This is a genomic window from Amycolatopsis sp. NPDC114478 (assembly GCF_055633805.1).
The window spans coordinates 444,072-466,380 of record NZ_JBVKDO010000007.1 but is presented as its reverse complement, the minus strand read 5'-3'; the positions used below and the strand labels follow the sequence as shown (position 1 = coordinate 466,380).

Below are 22,309 nucleotides of genomic sequence, written 5' to 3'. Positions count from 1 at the left end.
GTGAACACCATCGAACACTGGATCAACGGCACCGCCACGGCCGCGGGCTCCACCCGCACGGCGCCGGTCTTCGACCCGGCCACCGGGAAGCAGCAGGCGGAAGTCCTGCTGGCGGAGACGTCCGATGTGGACACCGCGGTCGCGGCCGCGAGCAAGGCTTTCGAGTCGTGGGGCGACTCCTCGCTGTCCCAGCGCACCAAGGTGATGTTCGCCTTCCGCGAGCTGCTGGTGCGACACGAGGACGAGCTCGCGCGGATCATCTCGAGCGAGCACGGCAAGGTCGTCGACGACGCCCGGGGCGAGATCGTGCGCGGCCGCGAGGTCGTCGAGTACGCCTGCGGTATCGCCGACGCGCTCAAGGGCAGCTTCTCCGACCAGGTCTCGCGTGACGTGGACGTGCACAACTTCCGGCAGCCCCTCGGCGTGGTCGCCGGGATCACGCCGTTCAACTTCCCGATCATGGTGCCGTTGTGGATGCACCCGATCGCCATCGCGACCGGCAACACGTTCGTCCTCAAGCCGAGCGAGCGCGACCCGTCCGCGTCGAACTTCGTCGCGCGGCTCTACGCCGAGGCCGGCCTACCGGAGGGTGTGTTCAACGTCGTGCACGGCGACAAGACCGCGGTCGACGCCCTCCTGGACCACCCGGACATCGCGGCGGTGTCGTTCGTGGGCTCGACCCCGATCGCCCGGTACGTGCACGAACGCGGGACGGCGGCCGGCAAGCGCGTCCAGGCCCTCGGCGGGGCGAAGAACCACGCGGTGGTCCTGCCCGACGCCGACCTGGAGTACGCGGCGAACCACCTCACGGCGGCCGCGTTCGGCTCGGCCGGCCAGCGGTGCATGGCGATCTCGGTCGGCGTGGCCGTCGGCGCGGCGGGCGACCGGCTCGTCGAGATCCTCGAGCGCAAGGCCCGCGAGGTGAAGGTCGGCCCCGGCTCGGACCCGGCCAGCGACATGGGCCCGGTCGTCACCGAGGCCGCCCGCGAGCGCGTGGTGAACGCCGTCGCCGACGGTGCCGAACAGGGCGCTTCGGTGGTGGTCGACGGCCGCGATCTGAAGGTCGACGGGCACGAGGAGGGCTTCTTCGTCGGGCCGTCCCTGCTGGACAACGTGACGACCGAGATGGCCGCGTACCGGGAGGAGATCTTCGGCCCGGTGCTGGCGGTCGTCCGCGCGCAGACGGTGGACGAGGCGATCGCGATCATCAACGCCAACCCGTACGGCAACGGAACGGCGATCTTCACCGGCTGCGGCGAGGCGGCGCGCAAGTTCCAGCGCGAGGTCAAGGTCGGCATGATCGGCGTCAACGTGCCGATCCCGGTCCCGATGTCGTACTACTCCTTCGGCGGCTGGAAGGACTCCCTCATCGGCGACAGCCCGATCCACGGTCCGGACGGGGTGCGGTTCTACACCCGCGCGAAGGTGGTCACGACGCGCTGGCCGCACACGAGCACCTCGGCGTTCACTTTCCCCACGTCGAACTGACCCCCGCCCGGAACCGGAACACCTCTCTCCGTTTTCCGGTACGGTGGCGGCAGCACCGGCGAAGGAGACCGCCATGGGGTATCGAGGCCCGCTCCCGAAGAACACCGTCGACCGCGTCAACGGCTGCGTCGGCTCGCTCCGGACGTCGCCGCGGTGGGGACGCCTGGTCCGCCGGCACCTCACCCAGGTCACCTACACCGGCCGGCGGTCAGGTCGCACCTTCAGCACCCCCGTCGGCTACCGGCGGGCCGGGAACGTCGTCACCATCGGCGTGCGGCTGCCCGACGCCAAGTCGTGGTGGCGCAACTTCACCGGCGACGGCGGCCCGCTCACCCTCGAACTCGACGACGCCGCACGCACCGGCCACGCCGTCGCCCGGCGCGACGAAAAGGGCCGCGTCAGGGTGACCGTCCGGCTGGACGAAACCGCCTAGCGGGCCATCCCGTGCCAGAGCAGATCGGCCAGGCTGGCCGCTTCGCCGCGCCAGTCGCCGCCCGGGTCGAGCAGCAGCAGGCCCGCCAGGCCGCGCAGCACCACCACCGGGTCGAGGTCCGGGCGCACCGTGCCGGCCGCCGCGTTCGCCTTCAGCAGCGCCGCCATTGCGCCGATCATGGCCTCGTACGCGCTCGCCGGCAGCTCGCCGCGGGACGCCGTCGCGCGGCGCAGGGCGTCGGCCAGCCCCTTCTTCGTCATCATGTAGTGCGCCAGGTGGTCGGTCACCCACACCCGGAACGCCTCGTCCGGCCCGTGCTTCTCCAGCAGCACCGGCACGATGTCGACGATCTGCCGCACCTCGCGCTGGTAGACCGCCAGGATCAGCGCCTCGGGCGTCGGGAAGTGCCGGTACACCGTGCCGACACCGACTTCGGCCTGCTTCGCGATCGCGTTGAACGAGACCTCGCCCGTCCGGGTCAGCGACTCCCCGGCCGCGACGAGGATGCGCTCGTGGTTGCGCCGGGTGTCCGCGCGCCGGGGGCTGACCGAACCCGTCGTCATCGTCCCTCCCGTCCACCGAAGTTGTCGTCCGCCGAATCTAACCCAGACCTGGAGCAACTCCAGCGTGACCGCTTCGTTGCGAAGCGGATTGTAATCCGCTAGCCTCGCGAACGGGTGAAGCGGATGACTATCCGCTCCCCTTGTTCGCCGCCACCACCACCGTCAGGCACCGAACCGGACGAGCTGCGGAAAGAGACCAGTGGAAATCTCACTCGAAGTGAACGGCAGTACCGAGCACCTGGACGTCGATCCCGGCGTCACGCTCCTCGACGCGCTGCGCGAACGCCTGAACGTCACCGGCCCGAAGAAGGGCTGCGACCGCGGCCAGTGCGGCGCCTGCACCGTGCACGTCGGCGGCCGGCCCGTGCTCTCGTGCCTCACGCTCGCCGCCACCGTGCGGCAGCCGGTGACCACCGTCGAAGGACTGTCCACAGAGGACAAGCTGCACCCGGTGCAGCAGGCTTTCGTGGACCAGGACGCCCTGCAGTGCGGGTTCTGCACCGCCGGGCAGATCATGTCGGCGGTCGCCGCCGTCGAGCAGGACGTCGAGGACGTGCGGGAGTTCATGTCCGGCAACCTCTGCCGGTGCGCGGCCTACCCGAACATCGTCAAGGCCGTCGACCAGGCGAGGCGGGCCGATGCGTCCGTTTGAGCTGACCGCCCCCACCACCGTCGAAGCCGCCCTCGCGACGCCCGGCACCTTCCTGGCCGGCGGCACGACCCTCGTCGACCTGATGAAGCTCGACGTCCTCACGCCGCGGCACGTCCTGGACATCAACCAGGTCCCGCTGCGCGGCATCGACACGAGCGACGGCCTGCGCTTCGGCGCGCTGGAGCGGATGAGCGCCATCGCCGCGCACCCGCAGGTGTACCCGGCGATCTCGCGCGCACTGCTGCTGAGCGCGTCCCAGCAGATCCGGAACATGGCCAGCATCGGCGGGAACCTGCTGCAGCGCACCCGCTGCTCGTACTTCCGCGACGTCGCGACGCCGTGCAACAAACGCGAGCCCGGCAGCGGCTGCTCCGCGATCGAGGGCGCCAACCGGATGCACGCCATCCTCGGCACCAGCGACTCCTGCGTGGCGACGCACGCCAGTGACGTCGCCGTCGCCCTGGTCGCGCTCGACGCCCGCCTGAAGCTGGCCGACGCCGAAGGCACCCGCGAAATCGCCCTGCGCGACTTCTACCAGCTGCCCGGCGAAACCCCCGCGCTGGAGAACGACCTGCGCCCCGGCGAGCTGATCACCGAGGTGGTCGTCCCGCGGCTGGACTGGGCGACGAACTCGACCTACGTCAAGGTGCGCGACCGGCAGTCGTACGAGTTCGCGCTGTGCTCCGCGGCCGTCGCGCTGGATGTCCACGACGGCGTCATCGCCGACGCGCGGGTCGCGGCCGGCGGCGTCGGCACCGTGCCGTGGCACCTGCCCGCCGTCGAGGACGCCCTGCGCGGCGCGCCGGCGACGCAGGCGTCGTTCGAAGCCGCCGCGGCCGTCGCCGCCGACGGGGCCCGGCCGTTGCGGGACAACGGTTTCAAGGTGTCGCTGCTCAAGCGGACGATCGTCCGCGCGCTGCTCGAACTGACCGAGGGGAGCTCCCGATGATCACCCGGCTGGACGCGCCGCTGAAGGTCACCGGCGAGGCCAAGTACGGCGCCGACCACACCTTCCCCGGCCTGGTCTACGGCTACGTCGTGCTCAGCACGATCGCCCACGGCGAGATCGAGGCCGTGGACACCACCGCGGCGAAGAGCGCACCCGGCGTGCTCGAGGTCTACACGCCGTTCGACCCGCTGACGCTGCGGACCCCGAGCATGCCGCCGTTCGGCGAGACGTGGGTTCCGTTGCAGGACAAGGAAGTCACCTACTACGGCCAGCCGATCGGCTTCGTCGTCGCGGAGACGTTCGAGCAGGCCCGCGACGCCGCGAGCCTCGTCGCGGTCACCTACCGCGAGCGGCCCGCCCGGACCTCGCTCGCCGAACACCTCGACTCGGCCGAACCCGCGCCCCCGGCCATGGACGGCGCACCGCCGGAAATCGAGGTGCTCGAAGACGGCGTCGAATCCTTCGATGCCGCCCTGGCCGCGAGCCCGGTGGTCGTCGAGGCGACCTACACGACCGCGACGCAGAACCACGCCGCGATGGAGCCGCACTCCGCGGTCGCGGTGTGGGACGACGGCGAGCTGACCGTCTACAGCGGGAACCAGGCGTCGAACATGCAGGCGGCGGAAGTCTCCATGGCCCTCGAGCTGGCGCCGGAGGCCGTCCACGCGATCAACCCGTTCGTCGGCGGCGCCTTCGGCGGCAAGGGGCGGACGTCCACGCCGGCGTTCCTGGCCGCTGCGGCGGCCCGGGCCCTCGGCCGGCCGGTGAAGGCCGCGCTCACCCGCGAACAGGTCTTCACCGCCACCGCCGGCCGGGCCGCGACGGTGCAGAAGCTCACGCTCGGCGCCGAGCCGGACGGCACCCTGGTGGCCCTGCGCCACGACTCATGGTGCCACACCGACACCGCCCGGTCGTTCGTCGAACCGACGTCGCACGGCACCTCGCGCGAGTGGTACGCCACGAAGAACCTCTCGATCAGCCAGAAGATCGTGCCGCTGAACGTCCCGCCGACGACGTTCATGCGGGCTCCCGGCGAGGCACCCGGGTCGTTCGCGCTGGAGAGCGCGATCGACGAGCTCGCCGAGAAGCTGGGCATGGACCCGATCGAGCTGCGCGTCCGCAACAACTCGACCGCCCCGCCCGGCCACGACCTGCAGTGGTCGAGCAAGCACCTCGACGAGTGCTTCCGCGTCGGCGCGGACCGTTTCGGCTGGGCGCACCGCCCGGCGGGCTCGCGCACCGACGGCGACTGGCTCGTCGGCATGGGCGTGGCCACCGCGGTGTTCCCCGCCCTGCGGTTCCCGGCCACCGTCGGCATCACGCTGCGGGCGGACGACACCGCCGTCGTCGCGACGAGCGGCGCGGACCCCGGCACCGGCCTGCTGACCGTGCTTTCCCTGGTGGGCGCCGAATCGCTGGACATCTCCGCGGACCGGATCACCCCGCGCCTCGGCGACTCGGCCCTCCCGCCGGGCGGCATGTCCGGCGGCTCGACGGCGACGGCGAGCGCCGGCACGGCGATCATGCTCGCCGCCACCAAGGCGATCGACGAGCTGACCGCGCTCGCCTCCGACCCCGGCGCGCCGTTCGCCGGGCGGGAGGTCACCTACGCCGACGGCCGCGTCTTCGCCGACGGCGAGTCGATGACCTTCGGCGAGCTGCTGCGGACCGTGGGGCGCGAATCGCTCGAGGTGACCGGCACGTCGGCGCCCGGAGAGGAGCTGACCAAGCACTCCTTCGCGTCGTGGGGCGCCCAGTTCGTCGAGGTCCGGGTGCACAAGTGGACGCGCGAGGCCCGCGTGTCGCGGATGCTCGGCGTCTTCGACGCGGGCCGGATCATCAACGACAAGGCGGCCCGCAGCCAGATCATGGGCGGCATGATCTGGGGTGTCTCGGCCGCGCTGCACGAGGGCCTGGAGATCGAGGCGAACGGCCGGCTCGCCAACGGCGACTTCGCGAGCTACCTGCTCCCGGTCAACGCCGACATCCCGGAGGTCGGTGTCCACTTCGTCGAGTACCCGGACACGCTGCACAACGCGGTCGGCGCGCGCGGGCTCGGCGAGATCGGCACGGTCGGCATGGCCGCGGCGGTCGCCAACGCCGTGCACAACGCGACCGAAGTCTGGGTCCACCACATCCCGGCCACAATCAAAGATCGGCGGGAGGGGGGAGGCGGGGGGCGGGACACACCCATCTACCCCGCCCCCGGCGTTCGGCCACCTGGCGCAACGGACCCGGCGCCGTTACCCATCCGCGACAACTCCCGCGACGGTCGCCCATGACGGCGGCCCGTCCCCGGTCCTAGGCTGTCGGGCACTCTCCCCGATCTTCCTCGAAGGGACCACCCGGCATGACCGACCCCGTCGTCCCCACCACGTCCGGCGCGGTCCGCGGTCAGGTCACCGCCGCCGGCTTCGCGCTGTTCCGCGGCATCCCCTACGCCGCCGCGCCCGAGGGCGACCTGCGCTTCGCCGAACCCGTCCCGGCCCCGCCGTGGGAGGACGTGCGCGACGCGCTGAGACCGGGGCCGACCGCGCCGCAGCGCCGGCACGACGTCCCCGGGCTCGACCTGACGCCCCTCACCGGCGCCGGCTGGCGGCCGGGCCCCGAATACCTGACGGTCGACGTCTGGACGCCGCGGCTCGGCGCGGCCGGCCTGCCCGTGCTGGTGTTCGTGCACGGCGGCGCGTTCCTCGGCGGCACCGGGTCGGCGCCGGTCTACGACGGCACGTCGTTCAACCACGCCGGCGCGGTGCTCGTGACCGTCCAGTACCGGCTCGGCGTCGACGGCTTCCTGCCGCTGGAGGGCGGCACGACGAACCTCGGGCTGCGCGACCAGCTCGCGGCCCTGCGGTGGGTCCGGGAGAACATCACCGGGTTCGGCGGCGACCCCGGGAACGTCACCTTCTTCGGCGCGGCCTCCGGCGCGGTGAGCGTCGCCTGCCTGCTCGCTTCCCCGCTCTCGCAAGGACTCTTCCGCCGCGCCATCGTCCAGAGTGGACACCCGGACATGGTGCGCGACGGCGTCCAGGCGCGCCGGCTGGCCCGGGTGATCGCCGACGAGCTGAAGGTCGAACCGACGGCCGAGGCGTTCCGGAAGGTGTCGACCGAGCAGCTGCTCGACGCCCAGGACGCCGTGCTGCGCCCGGGTGGCGCGCCCGACCTGCGCGACGCGCTCGGCTACGACCGCGGGTACGGGCTCAGCCCGTTCCTGCCGGTGATCGGCGACGACGTCCTGCCGCAGCACCCGGCCAAGGCGATCAAGGCGGGCGCGGGCCGCGACGTCGACCTGGTCGTCGGCAGCTGCAGCGAAGAAATGCGGCTCTACCTGGTGCCGACCGGCGCGCTCGACGCGGTCACCGACGACCAGGCCGTCGCGTCGCTGGCGGTGTCGCACCCCGACCCGGCCGGCGTGCTCGAGCGGTACGGCCTCGGCTCGGACAGCCCCGCGGGTGAGGTCCTCGTGGCGGCCTTGACCGACCTGGTCTTCCGCGACGGCGTGCGCGACCTCGCGGAGAACCACGCCGGCCGGACCTTCCGGTACGAGTTCGAATGGGGCTCGCCGCTGCACGACGGCGCGCTGGGCGCGTGCCACGGGCTCGAACTGCCCTTCGTGTTCGACGCGCTCGGGCCGCTGTCCGGGCCGCGCGGTCTGCTCGGCGAGCACGCGCCGCGGGAACTGGCCCACGACCTCAACGGCGCGTGGTACCGCTTCGCCGCCACCGGTTCGCCCGGCTGGCCGGAGTACACGGGCGAAGACACGCTGTTCCACACCTACTGACCCCTACCCCGCAAGCGGTTGACGACGCCCCCGCCGCGCTGCCAGGCTCAGACCGCCCGGACGGCCGGACGAAATGGGGACCACCGATGCCCGAGGCGGGCTCCGCCGCACCGCCGCGCGCGCTCGTTCGCACGCTGTTGCGCAGCGGCACACCCCCCGAGCCCGCCGAGCCCCCGGACGAGAACAGCGACCTCGCCGCCGTCGGCGACGCGACGCTCGCCCGTGCCGCGCGTTACTGGGTCGTCGTGCCGCTGGCCTACCGGATCGCGGCGTTCGTCAAGGTGTTCATCGGGTTCGCCGCGGCCAACGGCAAGCTCGGGCTCGGGCCGGTGCTGGCCGCCACCGTCTTCGCCATCGCGGCCAACACCGCCGCGGTGTCCTGGGTGCTGCGCTCGGGCGGGTTGCGGGCCCGCGTCACCGGCCGCGCCTTGGGCTTGGATCTGGCCGTGGGAGTGGCGCTCAACTTCGCCGTCGCGGCGACGGCCCCGGCGTCGGTGCAGCCGTTCGCGGTCGACGTGTCGTGGACGTGGCTGGTCAGCGCGGTCGCGATGTGGGCGGGCACGTCCGGGCTGCCCTCGGCGTTGTGGCTGCTGGTGGCGGCCGCCCCGCTCCGGGCGCTCCTCACGCTGGCCGGCGGCCTGCCGCTGGGCAACCAGCTCGCGGTGACGCGCTCGATCGGCTGCATGGTCGCGCTGGCGGTGGCGATCGTCATCGCCGCGGGCATTCTCATCCTGCTCGGCGCCGGCACCCGGTTCGCGGTCGACATCGGGATCCGGCGCGGGCGCGAGGCCGAGCGCCGCCGGACCCGGCGGCTCATGCACGACAGCGTGCTGCAGACGCTGGAAGCGCTCGCCATCTCGGCGCCGGGCGACGACGCGCACGCCGTGAGCCGGCTGTCGGAGGTGCGGTCGGTGGCCAAGGCGGAGGCCGCCGAGATCCGCCGCCAGATCACCGAGCCGATCCCGACCGGGACCACGCGCGGGTTCGCCGTCGAGCTCGCCGACGTCGCGACCGAGATGGCGCGCGACGGCCTGCGCACCCAGCTCGTGGCCGCGGACTTCGCCGACGACCACAAGCTGTCCCAGGACCGCCGCACCGCGATGTGCGAAGCGGTCCGGGAAGCGTTGCGCAACACCGTCAAGCACTCCGGGTCGAAACAGGTCGTGCTGCGCGTGGAGGAACGCGACGGCGGGATCGCGGTGGTGGCCCGCGACCAGGGCCGCGGGTTCGACGTCCGCGAACGGCCGCCGGGCTTCGGCATCACCCAGTCGATCGTGGCGCGCCTGGCCGAGGTCGGCGGCCACGGCACGGTGGACTCCCAGCCGGGCCGCGGCACCCGCGTGACGATGTGGGTGCCGGGCTAGGCAACGGCCGTGCGCTCGAGTCCAAGACCGCGGCCTCCCCGGCGGCGCACCATGCCCGGACAACCACGCGGGAGGAGAACCCCATGTCCGACGCACTGCGCCGGGACGCGCTGGGCACGCCGGGTGTCGTCTTCCTCGTGCTGGCCGCCGTCGCGCCCCTGACCGGCATCGTCGTCATCGCCGCGCTGGGCATCGCGCTCGGCAACGGCGGGGGCATGCCCGGCGCGTTCCTGCTCGCCGCCGTGATCCTGGTGCTCTTCGGTGTCGGCTACGCGCAGATGAGCAAGGTCGTCACCGGCGCGGGCGGGTTCTACGTCTACGTCACCAAGGGCCTGGGCCGCCCGATGGGCCTGGTCGCCGCGCTGATCGCCCTGCTCGGCTACAACTGCTTCGTCGCGGGCGCGGTCGGGACGAGCGGGTTCTTCACCGCGAACGTCGTCGAGCAGGTCTTCGGGTGGCACACGCCGTGGCAGCTGTGGAGCCTGCTGTCCGCGGCGGCGGTGTTCGCGCTCGGGCGGCGCGGGGTCGACGTCAGCGCGAAGGTGCTCGGCGTTTCGTTGGTCCTGGAGGTGTCGATCCTGCTCGTGCTCGACGTCGCGGTCGCCGTCCGGACCGGGCTGGACGTCCACGCGTTCGCTCCCGGCGTCGTGTTCACCGGCTCGGTCGGGATCGCGTTCTTGTTCGCCTTCAACGCTTTCGTCGGCTTCGAGGCCACCGGGTTGTTCAGCGAGGAGGCGCGCGACCCGCACCGGACGATCTCCCGCGCGACCTACACCGCGATCGTCCTCATCGGCGCCTTCGCCGCGTTCACGACGTGGGCGGTCGTCAGCGCGACGAGCGTCGCCGAGGCCGGGAAGACCGCGCAGGACCACCTGGCCACCGGGGATCTCGTCTTCTCGATCAGCCGGACCTACCTCGGCTCGTTCCTCACCGACGTGATGATGCTGCTGCTGGTCGTCAGCCTCTTCGCGGCGCTGCTGGCGCTGCACAACTCCGCGACGCGCTACCTGTTCGCGCTCGGCCGGGCCCGGGTGCTGCCCGCGGCCCTCGGCCGGACGAACGCGGGCAACGGCGCGCCGTACGTCGCCAGCGGGACGCAGATCGGGGTGGCGACGCTGATCGCGGCGGGGTACGCGCTGGCCGGGCTGGACCCGCTCGCCGACCTGACCGCCAGCATGACCGGCATCGGGACGCTCGGCGTGATCGCCCTGCAGGCACTGGCCGGCGTCGCCGTGGTCGCGTTCTTCCGCAAGCGACGCGACCCCCGGCTCTGGCGCACCGCGGTCGCCCCCGGCCTCGGCGGGCTCGGCCTGATCGCCGTGACGACGCTGGCCTTCCTCAACTTCCCCACCCTCGCCGGGTCCGACGCGCCGGCGATCGCGCTGCTGCCGTGGCTGCTGGCCGTCGCGGTGGCGGGTGGGCTCGGGCTCGCGGGCTGGCTGCGAAGCCGCCGTCCGGACGTCTACGCGGGACTGGACGACCTCGGGCTCGAAACGGTGTCTTCCTAAGCCGCGCGGCGGGCGTCGCGCTCGGCGGCCAGGCTGGCGCGGCAGGCCGCGGTCAGCCGGGTGGTGGCGGCGCTGCCCCCGTGTCCGCACCTCGGGCAGGTCATCGCGACCCGCTGCGACAGCTCGTCGACGGCGACGCACAGTTCGGTGCGGCAGCCGCGGCACCAGCGGTGCCGGGTGACCGGGCTGACGTGCGTGGGCGAGGCGACGCACTGGTGGATCCACCGGCCGTGCACGTGGCAGGTCAGGCGGTCGTCCGGCGCCAGCAGGCCCATGTCCTCGGCGTCGTCTTCGGTGGCGAGCAGGACCGGCAGGCTGCGGACCCGGGTGGTGGTGCACGTCGTGGCGGTCATCGCGATCCCCTTTCTCCACCTGTTCGTCGAACCGGAGCGCGCGGATTCGACATCCGGACACGGTTGGCTGGATCCCGGCGGTTTGTGGCATTCCAGCCACTCCTCGGCTCGCCCGCGAACCCACTAGTTTCGGCGCGTGTCGAAAATCCTGCTCTCGGTCCACGTCCTGGCGGCGGTGCTCGCCGTCGGCCCGGTCGCCGTCGCGGCCAGCATGTTCCCCGCCGCCGTCCGGAAGGGCGACGTCAAGGTCGCGACGATGCTGCACCGGATCTGCCGCGTGTACGCCTACGCCGCCATCGCCGTGCCCGTCTTCGGGTTCGGCGTCGCGGGCACGATGCACGTCATGGGCGACCCGTGGCTGCTCACGTCGATCGGGCTGACAGCCGTCGCCGCCGCGGTGCTCGCGCTCCTGGTGCTGCCGCGGCAGAAGCGGTTCCTGGCGGCGGAGTCCAGTTCGGAGTCCACTTCGGACAAGCTCGGCCGGCTCGCGATGGTCACCGGCGTGTTCAACCTGCTGTGGGCGGCGGTGACGGTCCTGATGATCGTGCGGCCGGGCTCCTCGACCGGCGCCTAGCCCGGGACGCGCACCGCGACGAAGTCCGGCCGGTTCCGCAGGGCGAACCCGAGCGAGAGGTAGAGCCGGATCGCCGAGGTGTTGCTCGCGGCGGCGTGCATCATCGGCGTCTCGCCGCGCTCGCGGATGCCCGCCGCCACGGCGAGCACGAGCCGCGTCGCGAGGCCCTGGCCGCGGTAAGCCGGGTCGGTGCAGACCGCGCTGATCTCGGTGTAGCCGGGCGGGTGCAGCCGCTCCCCCGCCATCGCGACCAGCGCGCCCTCGCGCCGGATGCCCAGGTACGTGCCGAGCTCGACGGTCCGCTTGCGGAACGGCCCGGGCTTCGTCCGCTCGACGAGGTCGAGCATCTCCGGCACGTCCGCGAGCCCCAGGCGGACGGCTTTCGGCTCCGGCGCGGCCGCGACGCCCTCGTCGACCAGCTGGACCCCGGGCAGCGCGTCGAGCACCTCCCAGCCTTCCGGCGGCCGGGCGGCGGTGGCGGCGAGCACGACGACCGCGCCCGGCCCGCCGAGCTCGGCGACGTCCCGCCAGTCCTGCTCGGCCGGGTCGTCGGGCAGGCCGAGGAAGGGAGCGACGTCCTCGGGGTAGCGCAGCACGCGCCCGCGCCGTTCGGCGAAGCGGGCGTGCGGGCCGTTCAGCGACGTCCACGTCGGGTTGTCCAGCGGAGAAGCCATGCGTCCAGCATGCGCAAAACCACCGGTCGTCCGGCGGTGCTCCCACATCCTGAGCAAGCGCTCAGCCGACCGTCGTCAGCTCCTCGTCCGAGAGCACGCCGGACCCGGCCGACACGACCAGCCTGCCGCCGCCGACCTGGTAGGTGTAGTCGCCGTTCTTCGCGACGAAACCGTCGCCCGAAGCCTGCGCCGGCAACATGATGTGCGTGTCACCCGAAGCCGCCTGCCCGCGGGCCTGGCCGTCGTAGAAGATGCGGCCGTCGGGCACCTGGCAGATCGTGACCAGCGACTTCGGCGTCTGCGCGACCAGCAGCGCGGTGCCCTGGCCGCCCGGGAGGTAGCGGGCCGCGTCGCCCGGGCACGGCTTCCCGGCCGGGGTCGCGGAGGTCGTCGGCGGCGGCGGCGGTGGGGTCAGGGCGTTCGCGGTCGTGACCACGGTCTTGGTGGTGGGCAGGGCGGGGGTGGTGTACGAGGGGAACGGCCCGGCCGCGTCCGGCGCCGGCTTCGAGCGCCCGGTGAACAGCAGGACCCCGCCCACCGCGACGCCGGCGACGAGCATGAGGGTCAGCAGCACCCACAGCGCCCGCGCGCGAGCCCGGCCCGGTGCCAGGCTCGCGCAGGTGCCGCACCGGCCGGCGGCGGGGTCGTTGACCGCGCCGCACTGCGCGCACGTCCAGGGGGAACCCGCCATCGGGCCTCCTTCACCCCGGCGCGGGAGCACGCCGGCACCTCATCGTCACCGACGAGGGCGCGGGCTGCAACGCCCCGTCACGCCGGCTGGACGACGTTCACCATCCACGGGATGCCGAACTTGTCGACGCAGGCACCGAATTCGTCGCCCCACATCTGCTTTTCGAACGGAACCGTCACGGTGCCGCCCTCGCTCAGCTTGCCCCAGTAGCCGCGCAAGGTGTCGGCGTCGTCTCCGCTGAGGCTGACCGTGATGTTGGTGCCGGGGTTGTACTCCATCCCGGTGGGGGTGTCGGACGCCATGAGCGTGTAGCCGTTCTCGGTCTCCAGCTGGGCGTGCATGATCTTGTCCGCGTCCGCCCCTTCGGGTGACCCGAATTCCCCGAACGTGTTCACCTTCAGGGTGCCGCCGAAGACGCCTTTGTAGAACTCCATGGCCTGCCGCGCCTCGGCGCGGAAGCTCAGGTACGGGTTGAGCACGGAAGCCACTGCGATCTCCTTCTCCTAGAACGAGAGCAGCATCCTCGCAGAACCCCGTGACCTCGACAAACGCGAGAATTTCAGACGACGAACCGGCGGTCGGCGTGCGGTTCCAACGGCAGCGCGCCGTGCAGCGCGGCGCGTGCGCGCAGCTCCAGCGCGCGGTCGAGCGGCGCGGCGCCGCACGCCGCCGCGGTGTGGAACGTGCCGCGGTCGAACAGGTACACCAGCGCGAGCTTGCGGTCGCGGCGCCCGGTCGGCTCGGCGAACTCGACCGTCGCCGACCGCAGGCAGCCGCCGTAGCCCGCCCGGGCCAGCCGGTCGGCGACGTCGACCAGGTCGGCGGTCAGCACGCGCAGGTCGCGGTTGCGTCGCCAGCACCGGACCGTCGAGCGGCCGTGCAGGTCCTGCGTCACCAGCGGGTGCACCGGCAGGCGGGCCGACGTCGCGGCGATCAGCTCCGCCTCGGTGCGGGCCAGTGCGTCCCCGTCCACCTTGAAGCCGACCGTGCCGCCGCCGGTGGGCGCGAGGCCGAGCGCGGCGCGCATCCGCGGGGCGGCCGCGGCGAGGGTGTAGAGGGACTGCAGGTGCGGGCGGGACGTCCAGCACCGGACGAGCTTGCTGTCCAGCAGAGTCATGTGTCCTGTCTCCGGTAGCGAAAAAACCGCCGGACCGGGCGCGCTGGCAATGTCCACAGTGGACGTCAGGCGCGGGGACGCGGGGTCGGAAAGGACAGCATGCGCCCGTCGCCGGCGGTTCCGGACCGGAACCCCGCGGCTACGCGGCGAACGGCAGCACTTCGCCGCCGAACGGTCACTCCGGGTCAGGTTCAGCCGATCAGCGGTATCCCTTTCGCCTCACGCGGAGGTGATCACGACCTTCCCGAAGTTCTCGCGGCTCCGGAACCGCTCGACCGCCGCCGGGGCGTCGTCGAACGCGAAGACGCTGTCGACCACCGGTTCGACCGGCCGCACCGCGAGCTGCCGGACGAGGTCCTCGGTGTCCTCCCGGCTGCCGACCCAGATCTTCCGCACGGTCGCGCCGCTGCGGAACAGGTCCATGAACTCGACCGGCGGCCCTTCGGCGCCGACGAACCCGACGAGCGCGATGTCGGCGTGGTGCGTCCCGGCCGCGACGAGCGACTGCGCGAACGTGCCCGGGCCGCCGACCTCGACGATCCGGTCCGCGCCCCGGCCGCCGGTGGCGTCGAGGACCGCCTTGCCCCACTCGGGGGTCGCCCGGTAGTCGATCACGGTGTCCGCGCCGAGCGCCGTCAGCTTCGCCGCTTTCTCCGGGCTGGACGTCGTCGCGACCACCCGCGCGCCGAAGGACTTGGCCAGCTGCAGGGCGAACAGCGACACCCCGCCGGTGCCGAGGGTGAGCACGACGTCGCCCGGCCGCGCCCCGGCGAGCGACGTCCACGCGGTGACGGCGGCGCACGGCAGCGTCGCGCCTTGTTCGAAGGTGAGCGAATCCGGCAGCGCGACGAGCGCGTGCTCGGAGACGGCCCGGTACTCGGTGAGCCAGCCGTCCTGGCCGTTGCCGTAGCCGACCAGCGCGTCCGGCAGCCGGCCGGCGATCCAGTTCGAATGGAAGGCGTTGAGCACCCGGTCTCCGGTCGCGAACCGCGTGACACCCTCGCCGACCGCGGCGACTTCACCCGCGGCGTCGGAGAGCGGGATGAGGGCGTCAGGCGCGTTGGTGAAGTGGACGCCGTCGAGGATGAGCAGGTCCCGGTAGTTCAGCGACGTCGCCCGGACCCGGACGAGCACCTCCCCGCGTTGCGGCTCGGGCACGGGCTCTTCCCGCCGGACCAGGCGGCCGGACTCGGGACGGTGGACGCGCACCAGGACCTCCTCATGTTAACCAAATGGCTAACATCGACCATGGCACACCCGCCCGCCCTTCGGCAACCAGGGATACTCGGACCATGGCCAGCCGCACCGCGACCCCCCTGGAGCACCCGGCCCTCGAGGACGTCACGTTCGCCGAGGCCCTGGAAGCCCTGCGCGACCCGCACCGGCTGGCCATGGTCGCCGCTCTCGCGCGCGAACCCGGCCAGTCGTGCGGCGCGATCATGCCGCCGGTCAGCAAGCCGGCCGCGTCGCGGCACTTCAAGATCCTGCGCGGGGCCGGCCTGCTGAAGCAGTGGGACAGCGGCACGCAGCGGCTCAACGCGTTGCGCCGCGAGGAGTTCGACGCCCGCTTCCCCGGCCTACTCGACCTGGCCCTCGCCGAAGCCGGCCGCTGATCCGGGATCTTCCGCGCCAACCAGACATTTAGCGTTGCTAATAGTTCTGAGTCAGAGCTACTTTGGCGGCATGACCGAACTCGCCGACCGGCTCCTGGGTGCCGTCCAGGGGATCCGCCGCGTGGTGCGCCGCCGGGTGCGCGCCGACGTGCCCGGCTCGCCCCTGCCCGGCGCGCAGGTCGAAGTCCTGCGCGTGGTGGCCGACCAGCCCGGTATCGGCGTCGCCGCGGCCGCGCGCGAGCTGCACCTGGCGCCCAACTCCGTCAGCACGCTGGTCAACCAGCTCGTCGACGCCGGCCTGCTGCGCCGCGAACCCGACCCGGCCGACCGGCGCGCCACCCGGCTGGAGATCACCGGCGCGACGCGCGAGCGGATGGCCACCTGGCGGCGCGCCCGCTCCGGGCTGGTCGCCGAGGCCCTCGCCGGACTGTCCGAAGAGGACACCGCCGCGATCGAGCAGGCGTTGCCGGCCCTGGAAAAGCTCATGGGCATCCTGAAGGAGCAGCCATGACCGAACCCGCGGTGCGGTGCACCGGGCTCAGCCATTCGTTCGGGGCGACCCGCGCGGTGGACGGCGTCGACCTGGAGATCGCGCCCGGCGAGGTGTTCGGCCTGCTCGGCCCGAACGGCGCCGGCAAGACCACGACGCTGCGGATGATCACCACGCTCCTGCCCACCGCGCCGGAGCACATCACCGTCTTCGGCATCGACGTCGCGCGACGCCGGATGGCCGTGCGGCGGCTGATCGGCTACGTCCCGCAGCAGCTGTCCGCGGACGGCGCGTTGACCGGCCGCGAGAACGTCGCGTTGTTCGCGCGGCTCTTCGACGTGCCGCGGGCCCGGCGCGACGGCGAGGTGCGCCGCGCCTTGGACCTCGTCGGGTTGGCCGGTGACGCCGACCGCGTCGCGAAGGGCTATTCGGGCGGCATGATCCGCCGGCTGGAGCTCGCCCAGGCCCTGGTCAGCTCGCCGCGGCTGCTGATCCTCGACGAGCCGACGATCGGGCTCGACCCCGTCGCCCGGTCCGCCGTGTGGGAGCGGATCACGCAGATCCGCACCGACACCGGCATGACCGTGCTCGTCACGACGCATTACATGGACGAGGCCGAGCAGTACTGCGACCGCGTCGCGCTCATGCACACCGGCCGGATCCGGGCGCTGGGCACGCCCGCCGAGCTGGAGACCGACCTCGGCCCGGGGTCCACATTGGACGACGTGTTCCGCGCGGTCACCGGCGACCGCCTCGAAACCGACGAAGGAGGGATCCGCAGTGTCCGTGCCGCTCGCCGCACCGCCCGCCGTCTCGGCTGACCCCGGCCCGCTGCGCCAGGCGCGCATCCTCGCCGCGCGCGTCGGCGCGATGTGCCTGGTGGAGCTGCAGAAGCTGCGCCGGGACCAGACCGAGCTGCTGACGCGGGCGATCCAGCCCGCGCTGTGGCTGCTGATCTTCGGGGAGACGTTCACGCGGCTGAAGGCGATCCCGACCGGCTCGACACCGTACCTCGACTACCTCGCGCCCGGCATCCTCGCGCAGTCCGCGCTGTTCATCTCGATCTTCTACGGCATCCAGATCATCTGGGAACGCGACGCGGGCGTGCTCGCCAAGCTCCTGGTGACGCCGACCCCGCGCGCCGCGCTCGTCGCCGGGAAAGCGTTCGCCGCCGGCGTCCGCGCGCTCGTGCAGGCCCTGATGGTGCTGATCCTGGCCGCGATCCTGGGTGTCGGGCTGACCGTGAACCCGCTGAAACTGCTCGCGATGGCGATCGTGCTCGTGCTCGGGTCGGCGTTCTTCTGCTGCCTGTCCATCGTGATCGCCGGGATCGTGCTGTCGCGCGAACGGCTGATGGGCATCGGGCAGGCGATCACGATGCCGTTGTTCTTCGGGTCGAACGCGCTGTACCCGGTGGACCTGATGCCGTCGTGGCTGAAGGTGCTCAGCCACGTCAACCCGCTGAGCTACCAGGTCGACGCGCTGCGCGGGCTGCTGATCGGCACGCCCGCCCACCTCGGGCTCGACTTCGGCGTGCTGGCCGCGGCGACGGCCGCCGGAGTGGCGGTCGCTTCGGCCCTGCTCGGCCGGCTGGCCCGGTGAGGCACATGTCTCACCGAACGGAGGCTTCATTCCCGGATGGCTAATCTCGGTTCCGTGAATGGTCGTCCTGGCGTGTTCTCTTTGGTCGGATTGTGCGTTCTCGCCGGAATTCTCGTGGCGGGCACGATGGCGCCCATCGCGCTCGGCGCCGGCTTGCTGTCGAATCAGGTGAGCGATTCCGTGGACGCCATTTCCGCGCAGCTCGCCGCGGCCGACCCGCCGCTGACCACGACGGTGACCGACCGCGACGGCACCCCGATCGCGACGCTCTACGCGCAGTACCGGCTCCCGGTCACCGCGGCCGGGATCGCGACGACGATGAAGGCCGCGATCGTCGCGGTCGAGGACCGCCGGTTCTACACCGAAGGCGGCGTCGACCTGCAGGGGATGCTCCGCGCGGCGGTGAACGACAGCACCGGCGGCGCGCTGCAGGGCGCGTCGACGATCCCGCAGCAGTACGTCAAGAACTACCTCATCAACGTCGTCGACCGCACCGATCCCCTGGCCCAGCAGGTCGACCGCGAGGACTCGATCGCCCGCAAGCTGCGCGAAGCGAAAATGGCCGTTCAGCTCAACGACACGATGAGCAAGGACGATCTGCTCGCCGCTTACCTGAACGTCGTGGAATTCAGCGGCACGGTGTACGGCGTCGGCGCCGCGGCGAAAGCCTACTTCGGGACGACAGCGGACAAACTGACCGTTCCACAAGGCGCGCTGCTCGCCGGAATGGTGAACAACCCGAGCATTTACAACCCGTACACGCATCCGGACAAAGCGCTGCAGCGGCGCAACCTCGTCATCGACGACATGGTCACCAACGGCTCCATCCCCGCGTCCTACGCCGCGACCGCGAAGGCGGCGCCGCTCGGAGTGCTGCCGGCCGGGCCGGTGACCCCGTCCTCGACCTGCATGGGCGCGGCGCCGGACGCCGGGTTCTTCTGCGCCTACGCGGAAAGCTACCTCGTGCACGCCGGGTTCACCGCGGACCAGCTGGCGACCGGCGGCTACACGATCAAGACGACGCTCGACCCCCGCGTCTCGCAGGCGACGAAGGACGCCGTCGACGCGAACGTGCCGACCACCCAGGACGGCGTGGCGAACACCTTCGCCGTCGTGCAGCCGGGTTCGGCGGGCCACCAAGTGCTCGCCATGGTCGCCAACCGGAACTACGGCACCGATCCCGCGCAGGGCGAGACGTCCACGGACATCGTCGCCGACGCCAGCAACGAGTTCGGCGCCGGCTCGTCGTTCAAGATCTTCACCTCGGCCGCGGCGCTCGTCACCGGCAAGGCGGGCCTGGAGACGCCGCTGCCCAACCCGGACAGCCAGTGCTTCCCGGTGCCGGACTCGCGTTCGGCGTGCTACACCGTCCACAACGACGGTCACTACGCGGACCCGATCAGCCTCGCCGACGGCCTGGCGACGTCGCCGAACGTCGCGTTCGTCGGGCTGGAGAGCCAGGTCGGGATGCCCGCGGTGCTCGACATGGCCTACAAGCTGGGGCTGCGCAACACCCTCGCGACCAACGACGCCGGAGCCGCGCCGAACCCGGCGTCGAGCAACCCGCAGTACAGCGAGCCGCAGTCGAAGTACTTCCAGAACCTGCTGTCGTTCACCCTCGGCAACAGCCCGGTGAGCCCGCTGGAGATGGCGAACGTGTCGGCGACGCTGATGAGCGGCGGCGTCTGGTGCCCGCCGAACCCGATCCTGTCGGTGACCGACCGGAACGGCAACGCCGTCGCGGTCCAGCAGCAGGCGTGCGAGCAGGTCATCCCGGCCGGCGTGGCGAACACCTTGGAAGCGGGTCTGAGCAAGGACACGACGAGCGGCACGTCGGCGCAGGCCGCCCACGCGGCCGGCTGGACGCGTCCCGACATCGGCAAGACGGGCACGACGCAGCAGAGCGAGTCCGTGGCGTTCGTCGGCGGCGTCGACGGCTACGCCGTGTCGTCCATGGTCTTCGCGGACGGGCCGCACCCGCGTGAGATCTGCCCGGGTACACCGGTGCACCTGGGCAACTGCGGCCACGGCGCGTTCGGCGGCACGGTCGCCGCGCCGCCGTACTTCCACGCGATGAGCCAGTTGCTCGCGGGCGTGCCGGACCAGCCCATCCCCGGGCCGGACCCGGCGTACCTGACCGCGCGGAGCTAGCGCGGTTCGAGGAAGACGAGCGGGATCTCGCGCTCGGTCTTGGTCTGGTACTGCGCGTAGTTCTTGAACTGGCCGGAGATCTTCGGCCACAGCTGCGCGCGCTCGCCGGCGTCGGCGACCCGGGCGCGCATCGGCCGCTTCGGCGCGCCCTTGAGCGACACCTCGACGTCGGGGTTGTCGCGCAGGTTGAGGAACCACGCGGGGTGCGTGTCGTCCCCGCCGCGCGAAGCCACGACGACCAGCGTGTCGCCGTCCTGGTGCGGCGAGGTCAGCAGCACCGACCGCGGCTGGCCGCTCTTGCGGCCGGTGGTGGTGAGCTCGAGGACCGGCATGGCGGCGTGCCAGCCGACGCGCCCCCCGGTGAGCTTGATCAGGCCGCGGTGCACGGCGTTCATGGTCTTCAAGGCGAAGTCGCTCGGCATGATCACAATCTAGTCCCCGAGTTCCCCGAAACCGCCACGCGGCGGCGTACCGGTGTGCGACGCTGCCCGGCGAACCGAAGACTTTGGGAGAAAGAAGTACCGATGCTGATCTGGGGCTGGCGGACGCGGATCTACGTGCTGGCGATGACGACCTTCCTGTGCGGCCGGTGCGGCAACCCCGCTTCGCACGCGGTGCGCAAGGCGGTCACGAAGTTCACCCTGTTCTTCATCCCGCTGTTCCCGATGAGCGTGAAGTACTCGGCGCAGTGCACGTTCTGCGGGCTCGAGAACCGGATCCCCAAGGAGGACGCCGTCCGACTGCAGGCTCAGGAGGAGCAGGGGCAGCAGGGTGGTCAGCCGGGTTACCCGCAGCAGCCGCCGTCGCCGGGGGTTCCGCAGCAGGGGTTGCCGCAGGGTTTCCAGCAGTCGCCGCACCCTTCGCAGCCGCAGGGGTTCCCGCAGCCGCAGCACCCGTCGCAGCAGCAGTACCCGCAGCAGGGTCAGTTCCCCCAGCAGGGCCAGTGACCCTGGAGTCCTCGTAGCGGTTTCCCTTGGCGGGCAACTGGTCCCGTCGAGGGTCGGGCGCCTCGCCGACCGACGCCCCCAGCGCTGGGCGCTTCGCCGACCGGCGCCCATCCCACGTCCCTTCGTGCATTCAGGTAGCCACCGGCGCAAATCTCGCAACCCGGCGCGCGACCGAGCCCGCCGTCCCGGCGAACCGCCCGCAGGCCGCGGCGAACAACACCACATCAGCCGCGGCGCCCGCCCCATGCGGCCAGCCGATCCCGCCCACCCCTTCGCGCAGCTCCTGCGCCAAAGCATCGACGAGCGCGACCGCATCAGCCACCCCCGCGCCGTCCTCGCCGGCGAGTTGTCCCCGAAGCGCCCGCGCGGCGGCCACAGCGTGCCCGCCGAGCCGTCCGAGCGCCGGCCGCACCTCCACCGGCACCCGCCACCGCGGCTCCGCGACCTCCCGCGCAAGACCACCCATCCGAGTGAGATCCGCGGCGCTGTGGACGGCGGCGACGACCGCCTGCACGTCCTCCTCCCGCGGCGCGTGCAGGGCCAGCAGCGCACACGCCTGGTCCTCGCACGCGGCCCCCAGCGCAGCGACCGCGGCGGCGTCTTCCCGCACCCGTCCGCCCAGCGTGCGGTCACTTTCCAGGACCGAACGCGTGGCCTCTTCGAACGCGATCGCGACCAGCTCGCACAGGTCGGCCAGCCGCTGGGCGAGCGTGCCCAGCTCCTTCTGAAACGCCGTCGGCATGGCGGCAGGAAACCAGCCCGGACGAGTACCGGCATCTCGTCGCCCGGCCCGGAACTGTCGGACCCCCGTGCTCTCCTCATCGGCGAGAGCGGTGCACCCCGCACCCGGAGGAGAAGGAGAAGCCCGATGGCAGGCGAAACGCTGGTGACCGTGGTCGGCAACCTGACGACCGACCCCGAGCTGCGGTTCACCCCGTCCGGCGCCGCGGTCGCGAACTTCACGGTCGCGTCGACCCCGCGCACGTACGACCGCGAATCCGGCACCTGGCGCGACGGCGACGCGATGTTCCTGCGCTGCAACGTGTGGCGGCAGTACGCGGAGAACGTCGCGGAGTCGCTGGGGCGCGGCGCCCGGGTGATCGTCCACGGCCGGCTGAGACAGCGGTCCTTCGACACGAAGGAGGGCGAGAAGCGCACGGTGACGGAGCTGGACGTCGACGAGGTCGGCCCGGCCCTGCGCTACGCGACGGCGAAGGTGACGAGGATGAGCCGGGCCACGAGCGGCGAGGCGACGAGTTCGTGGACCCCGGAGCCGGTTCCGGCGGCCGTGGGGGTGGACCCTCCGTTCTGAGTCGACCCGGGCTCGACCGCCGGCGGTGACGATGGAGCGAAACTTCT

General features: G+C 72.2%; 25 protein-coding genes. 16 read left to right on the top strand and 9 right to left on the bottom strand.

Annotated elements, in window-relative coordinates; genetic code table 11:
- Both ACZ7OH_RS22755 and ACZ7OH_RS22750 read left to right on the top strand, forming a co-directional pair.
- Positions 1 to 1,488, top strand: a complete 1,488-nt coding sequence (locus ACZ7OH_RS22755) for a CoA-acylating methylmalonate-semialdehyde dehydrogenase (protein WP_470282583.1) — start codon at positions 1 to 3, stop codon at positions 1,486 to 1,488.
- A gap of 73 nt (positions 1,489 to 1,561) precedes the next feature.
- Positions 1,562 to 1,921, top strand: coding sequence for a hypothetical protein (locus ACZ7OH_RS22750; RefSeq protein ID WP_470282582.1), 360 nt, complete (start codon positions 1,562 to 1,564; stop codon positions 1,919 to 1,921).
- Here the strand turns inward: ACZ7OH_RS22750 and ACZ7OH_RS22745 are convergent.
- On the bottom strand, positions 1,918 to 2,484 hold the full coding sequence (locus ACZ7OH_RS22745) for a TetR/AcrR family transcriptional regulator (protein WP_470282581.1): 567 nt from the start codon (positions 2,482 to 2,484) through the stop codon (positions 1,918 to 1,920). The genes ACZ7OH_RS22750 and ACZ7OH_RS22745 overlap by 4 nt on opposite strands.
- A gap of 199 nt (positions 2,485 to 2,683) precedes the next feature.
- On the opposite strand from ACZ7OH_RS22745, the gene ACZ7OH_RS22740 reads away from it, so the two are divergent.
- From ACZ7OH_RS22740 to ACZ7OH_RS22715, 6 genes are all read left to right on the top strand, one after another.
- On the top strand, positions 2,684 to 3,136 hold the full coding sequence (locus tag ACZ7OH_RS22740; RefSeq protein ID WP_470282580.1) for a (2Fe-2S)-binding protein: 453 nt from the start codon (positions 2,684 to 2,686) through the stop codon (positions 3,134 to 3,136).
- Entirely contained in the window at positions 3,123 to 4,085 is a 963-nt protein-coding gene (locus ACZ7OH_RS22735; RefSeq protein ID WP_470282579.1) for an FAD binding domain-containing protein, read from the top strand. The genes ACZ7OH_RS22740 and ACZ7OH_RS22735 overlap by 14 nt, the downstream gene beginning before the upstream one ends.
- Positions 4,082 to 6,367 carry a xanthine dehydrogenase family protein molybdopterin-binding subunit gene (locus ACZ7OH_RS22730; RefSeq protein ID WP_470282578.1) on the top strand — a complete coding sequence of 762 codons (2,286 nt, stop codon included), beginning with the start codon at positions 4,082 to 4,084 and terminating at the stop codon, positions 6,365 to 6,367. The genes ACZ7OH_RS22735 and ACZ7OH_RS22730 overlap by 4 nt, the downstream gene beginning before the upstream one ends.
- A 68-nt stretch (positions 6,368 to 6,435) precedes the next feature.
- Positions 6,436 to 7,866 (top strand): carboxylesterase/lipase family protein, encoded by a 1,431-nt coding sequence (locus ACZ7OH_RS22725; RefSeq protein WP_400905527.1) that lies wholly within the window; start codon positions 6,436 to 6,438, stop codon positions 7,864 to 7,866.
- A gap of 86 nt (positions 7,867 to 7,952) precedes the next feature.
- Positions 7,953 to 9,230 (top strand): sensor histidine kinase, encoded by a 1,278-nt coding sequence (locus tag ACZ7OH_RS22720; protein ID WP_470282577.1) that lies wholly within the window; start codon positions 7,953 to 7,955, stop codon positions 9,228 to 9,230.
- An 83-nt stretch (positions 9,231 to 9,313) separates the two neighbouring features.
- Complete coding sequence (locus ACZ7OH_RS22715; RefSeq protein ID WP_470282576.1) at positions 9,314 to 10,738, top strand: APC family permease; 1,425 nt, start codon at positions 9,314 to 9,316, stop codon at positions 10,736 to 10,738.
- On the opposite strand, the gene ACZ7OH_RS22710 is transcribed toward ACZ7OH_RS22715, so the two are convergent.
- Positions 10,735 to 11,091 (bottom strand): hypothetical protein, encoded by a 357-nt coding sequence (locus tag ACZ7OH_RS22710; RefSeq protein ID WP_470282575.1) that lies wholly within the window; start codon positions 11,089 to 11,091, stop codon positions 10,735 to 10,737. The genes ACZ7OH_RS22715 and ACZ7OH_RS22710 overlap by 4 nt on opposite strands.
- 136 nt (positions 11,092 to 11,227) lie before the next feature.
- On the opposite strand from ACZ7OH_RS22710, the gene ACZ7OH_RS22705 reads away from it, so the two are divergent.
- Positions 11,228 to 11,665, top strand: a complete 438-nt coding sequence (locus ACZ7OH_RS22705; RefSeq protein ID WP_470282574.1) for a DUF2269 family protein — start codon at positions 11,228 to 11,230, stop codon at positions 11,663 to 11,665.
- On the opposite strand, the gene ACZ7OH_RS22700 is transcribed toward ACZ7OH_RS22705, so the two are convergent.
- The 5 genes from ACZ7OH_RS22700 to ACZ7OH_RS22680 form a co-directional block, all read right to left on the bottom strand.
- Complete coding sequence (locus ACZ7OH_RS22700) at positions 11,662 to 12,339, bottom strand: GNAT family N-acetyltransferase (protein ID WP_470282573.1); 678 nt, start codon at positions 12,337 to 12,339, stop codon at positions 11,662 to 11,664. The two genes, ACZ7OH_RS22705 and ACZ7OH_RS22700, sit on opposite strands and share 4 nt — an antisense overlap.
- Before the next feature lie 61 nt (positions 12,340 to 12,400).
- A complete protein-coding gene (locus ACZ7OH_RS22695) occupies positions 12,401 to 13,030 on the bottom strand; it encodes a hypothetical protein (RefSeq protein WP_470282572.1) in 630 nt (209 codons plus the stop codon).
- A 77-nt stretch (positions 13,031 to 13,107) separates the two neighbouring features.
- Positions 13,108 to 13,518, bottom strand: coding sequence for a VOC family protein (locus tag ACZ7OH_RS22690; RefSeq protein ID WP_470282571.1), 411 nt, complete (start codon positions 13,516 to 13,518; stop codon positions 13,108 to 13,110).
- Positions 13,519 to 13,589: 71 nt separating this feature from the next.
- Positions 13,590 to 14,147 carry a PspA-associated protein PspAB gene (gene pspAB / locus ACZ7OH_RS22685; RefSeq protein ID WP_470282570.1) on the bottom strand — a complete coding sequence of 186 codons (558 nt, stop codon included), beginning with the start codon at positions 14,145 to 14,147 and terminating at the stop codon, positions 13,590 to 13,592.
- Between the two features lie 219 nt (positions 14,148 to 14,366).
- A complete protein-coding gene (locus tag ACZ7OH_RS22680; RefSeq protein ID WP_470282569.1) occupies positions 14,367 to 15,356 on the bottom strand; it encodes a zinc-dependent alcohol dehydrogenase family protein in 990 nt (329 codons plus the stop codon).
- Positions 15,357 to 15,439: 83 nt separating this feature from the next.
- Here ACZ7OH_RS22680 and ACZ7OH_RS22675 point away from each other — a divergent pair, with 83 nt between their 5' ends.
- The 5 genes from ACZ7OH_RS22675 (at position 15,440) to ACZ7OH_RS22655 (ending at position 20,003) form a co-directional block, all read left to right on the top strand.
- Positions 15,440 to 15,760: an ArsR/SmtB family transcription factor gene (locus tag ACZ7OH_RS22675; RefSeq protein ID WP_470282568.1), complete on the top strand. Its 321-nt coding sequence runs from the start codon at positions 15,440 to 15,442 to the stop codon at positions 15,758 to 15,760.
- 70 nt (positions 15,761 to 15,830) lie between these two features.
- Entirely contained in the window at positions 15,831 to 16,271 is a 441-nt protein-coding gene (locus ACZ7OH_RS22670; protein WP_470282567.1) for a MarR family winged helix-turn-helix transcriptional regulator, read from the top strand.
- Positions 16,268 to 17,071: an ABC transporter ATP-binding protein gene (locus tag ACZ7OH_RS22665; protein ID WP_470282566.1), complete on the top strand. Its 804-nt coding sequence runs from the start codon at positions 16,268 to 16,270 to the stop codon at positions 17,069 to 17,071. The genes ACZ7OH_RS22670 and ACZ7OH_RS22665 overlap by 4 nt, the downstream gene beginning before the upstream one ends.
- On the top strand, positions 17,031 to 17,852 hold the full coding sequence (locus ACZ7OH_RS22660; RefSeq protein ID WP_470282565.1) for an ABC transporter permease: 822 nt from the start codon (positions 17,031 to 17,033) through the stop codon (positions 17,850 to 17,852). The genes ACZ7OH_RS22665 and ACZ7OH_RS22660 overlap by 41 nt, the downstream gene beginning before the upstream one ends.
- Before the next feature lie 36 nt (positions 17,853 to 17,888).
- A complete protein-coding gene (locus tag ACZ7OH_RS22655) occupies positions 17,889 to 20,003 on the top strand; it encodes a transglycosylase domain-containing protein (RefSeq protein WP_470282564.1) in 2,115 nt (704 codons plus the stop codon).
- Here ACZ7OH_RS22655 and ACZ7OH_RS22650 read toward each other — a convergent pair.
- Positions 20,000 to 20,425 carry a nitroreductase/quinone reductase family protein gene (locus ACZ7OH_RS22650; RefSeq protein ID WP_400905489.1) on the bottom strand — a complete coding sequence of 142 codons (426 nt, stop codon included), beginning with the start codon at positions 20,423 to 20,425 and terminating at the stop codon, positions 20,000 to 20,002. The genes ACZ7OH_RS22655 and ACZ7OH_RS22650 overlap by 4 nt on opposite strands.
- Before the next feature lie 102 nt (positions 20,426 to 20,527).
- Between ACZ7OH_RS22650 and ACZ7OH_RS22645 the strand changes: the two genes are divergently transcribed.
- Positions 20,528 to 20,950 carry a zinc ribbon domain-containing protein gene (locus ACZ7OH_RS22645; protein ID WP_470282563.1) on the top strand — a complete coding sequence of 141 codons (423 nt, stop codon included), beginning with the start codon at positions 20,528 to 20,530 and terminating at the stop codon, positions 20,948 to 20,950.
- 130 nt (positions 20,951 to 21,080) lie between these two features.
- Here the strand turns inward: ACZ7OH_RS22645 and ACZ7OH_RS22640 are convergent, their stop codons facing one another.
- On the bottom strand, positions 21,081 to 21,692 hold the full coding sequence (locus ACZ7OH_RS22640; RefSeq protein WP_470282562.1) for a PhoU domain-containing protein: 612 nt from the start codon (positions 21,690 to 21,692) through the stop codon (positions 21,081 to 21,083).
- A gap of 126 nt (positions 21,693 to 21,818) precedes the next feature.
- Between ACZ7OH_RS22640 and ACZ7OH_RS22635 the strand changes: the two genes are divergently transcribed.
- The gene (locus tag ACZ7OH_RS22635) at positions 21,819 to 22,262 is read left to right on the top strand and encodes a single-stranded DNA-binding protein (protein WP_470282561.1); all 444 of its coding nucleotides are present in this window, start codon (positions 21,819 to 21,821) and stop codon (positions 22,260 to 22,262) included.
- Positions 22,263 to 22,309: the final 47 nt, after the last annotated feature.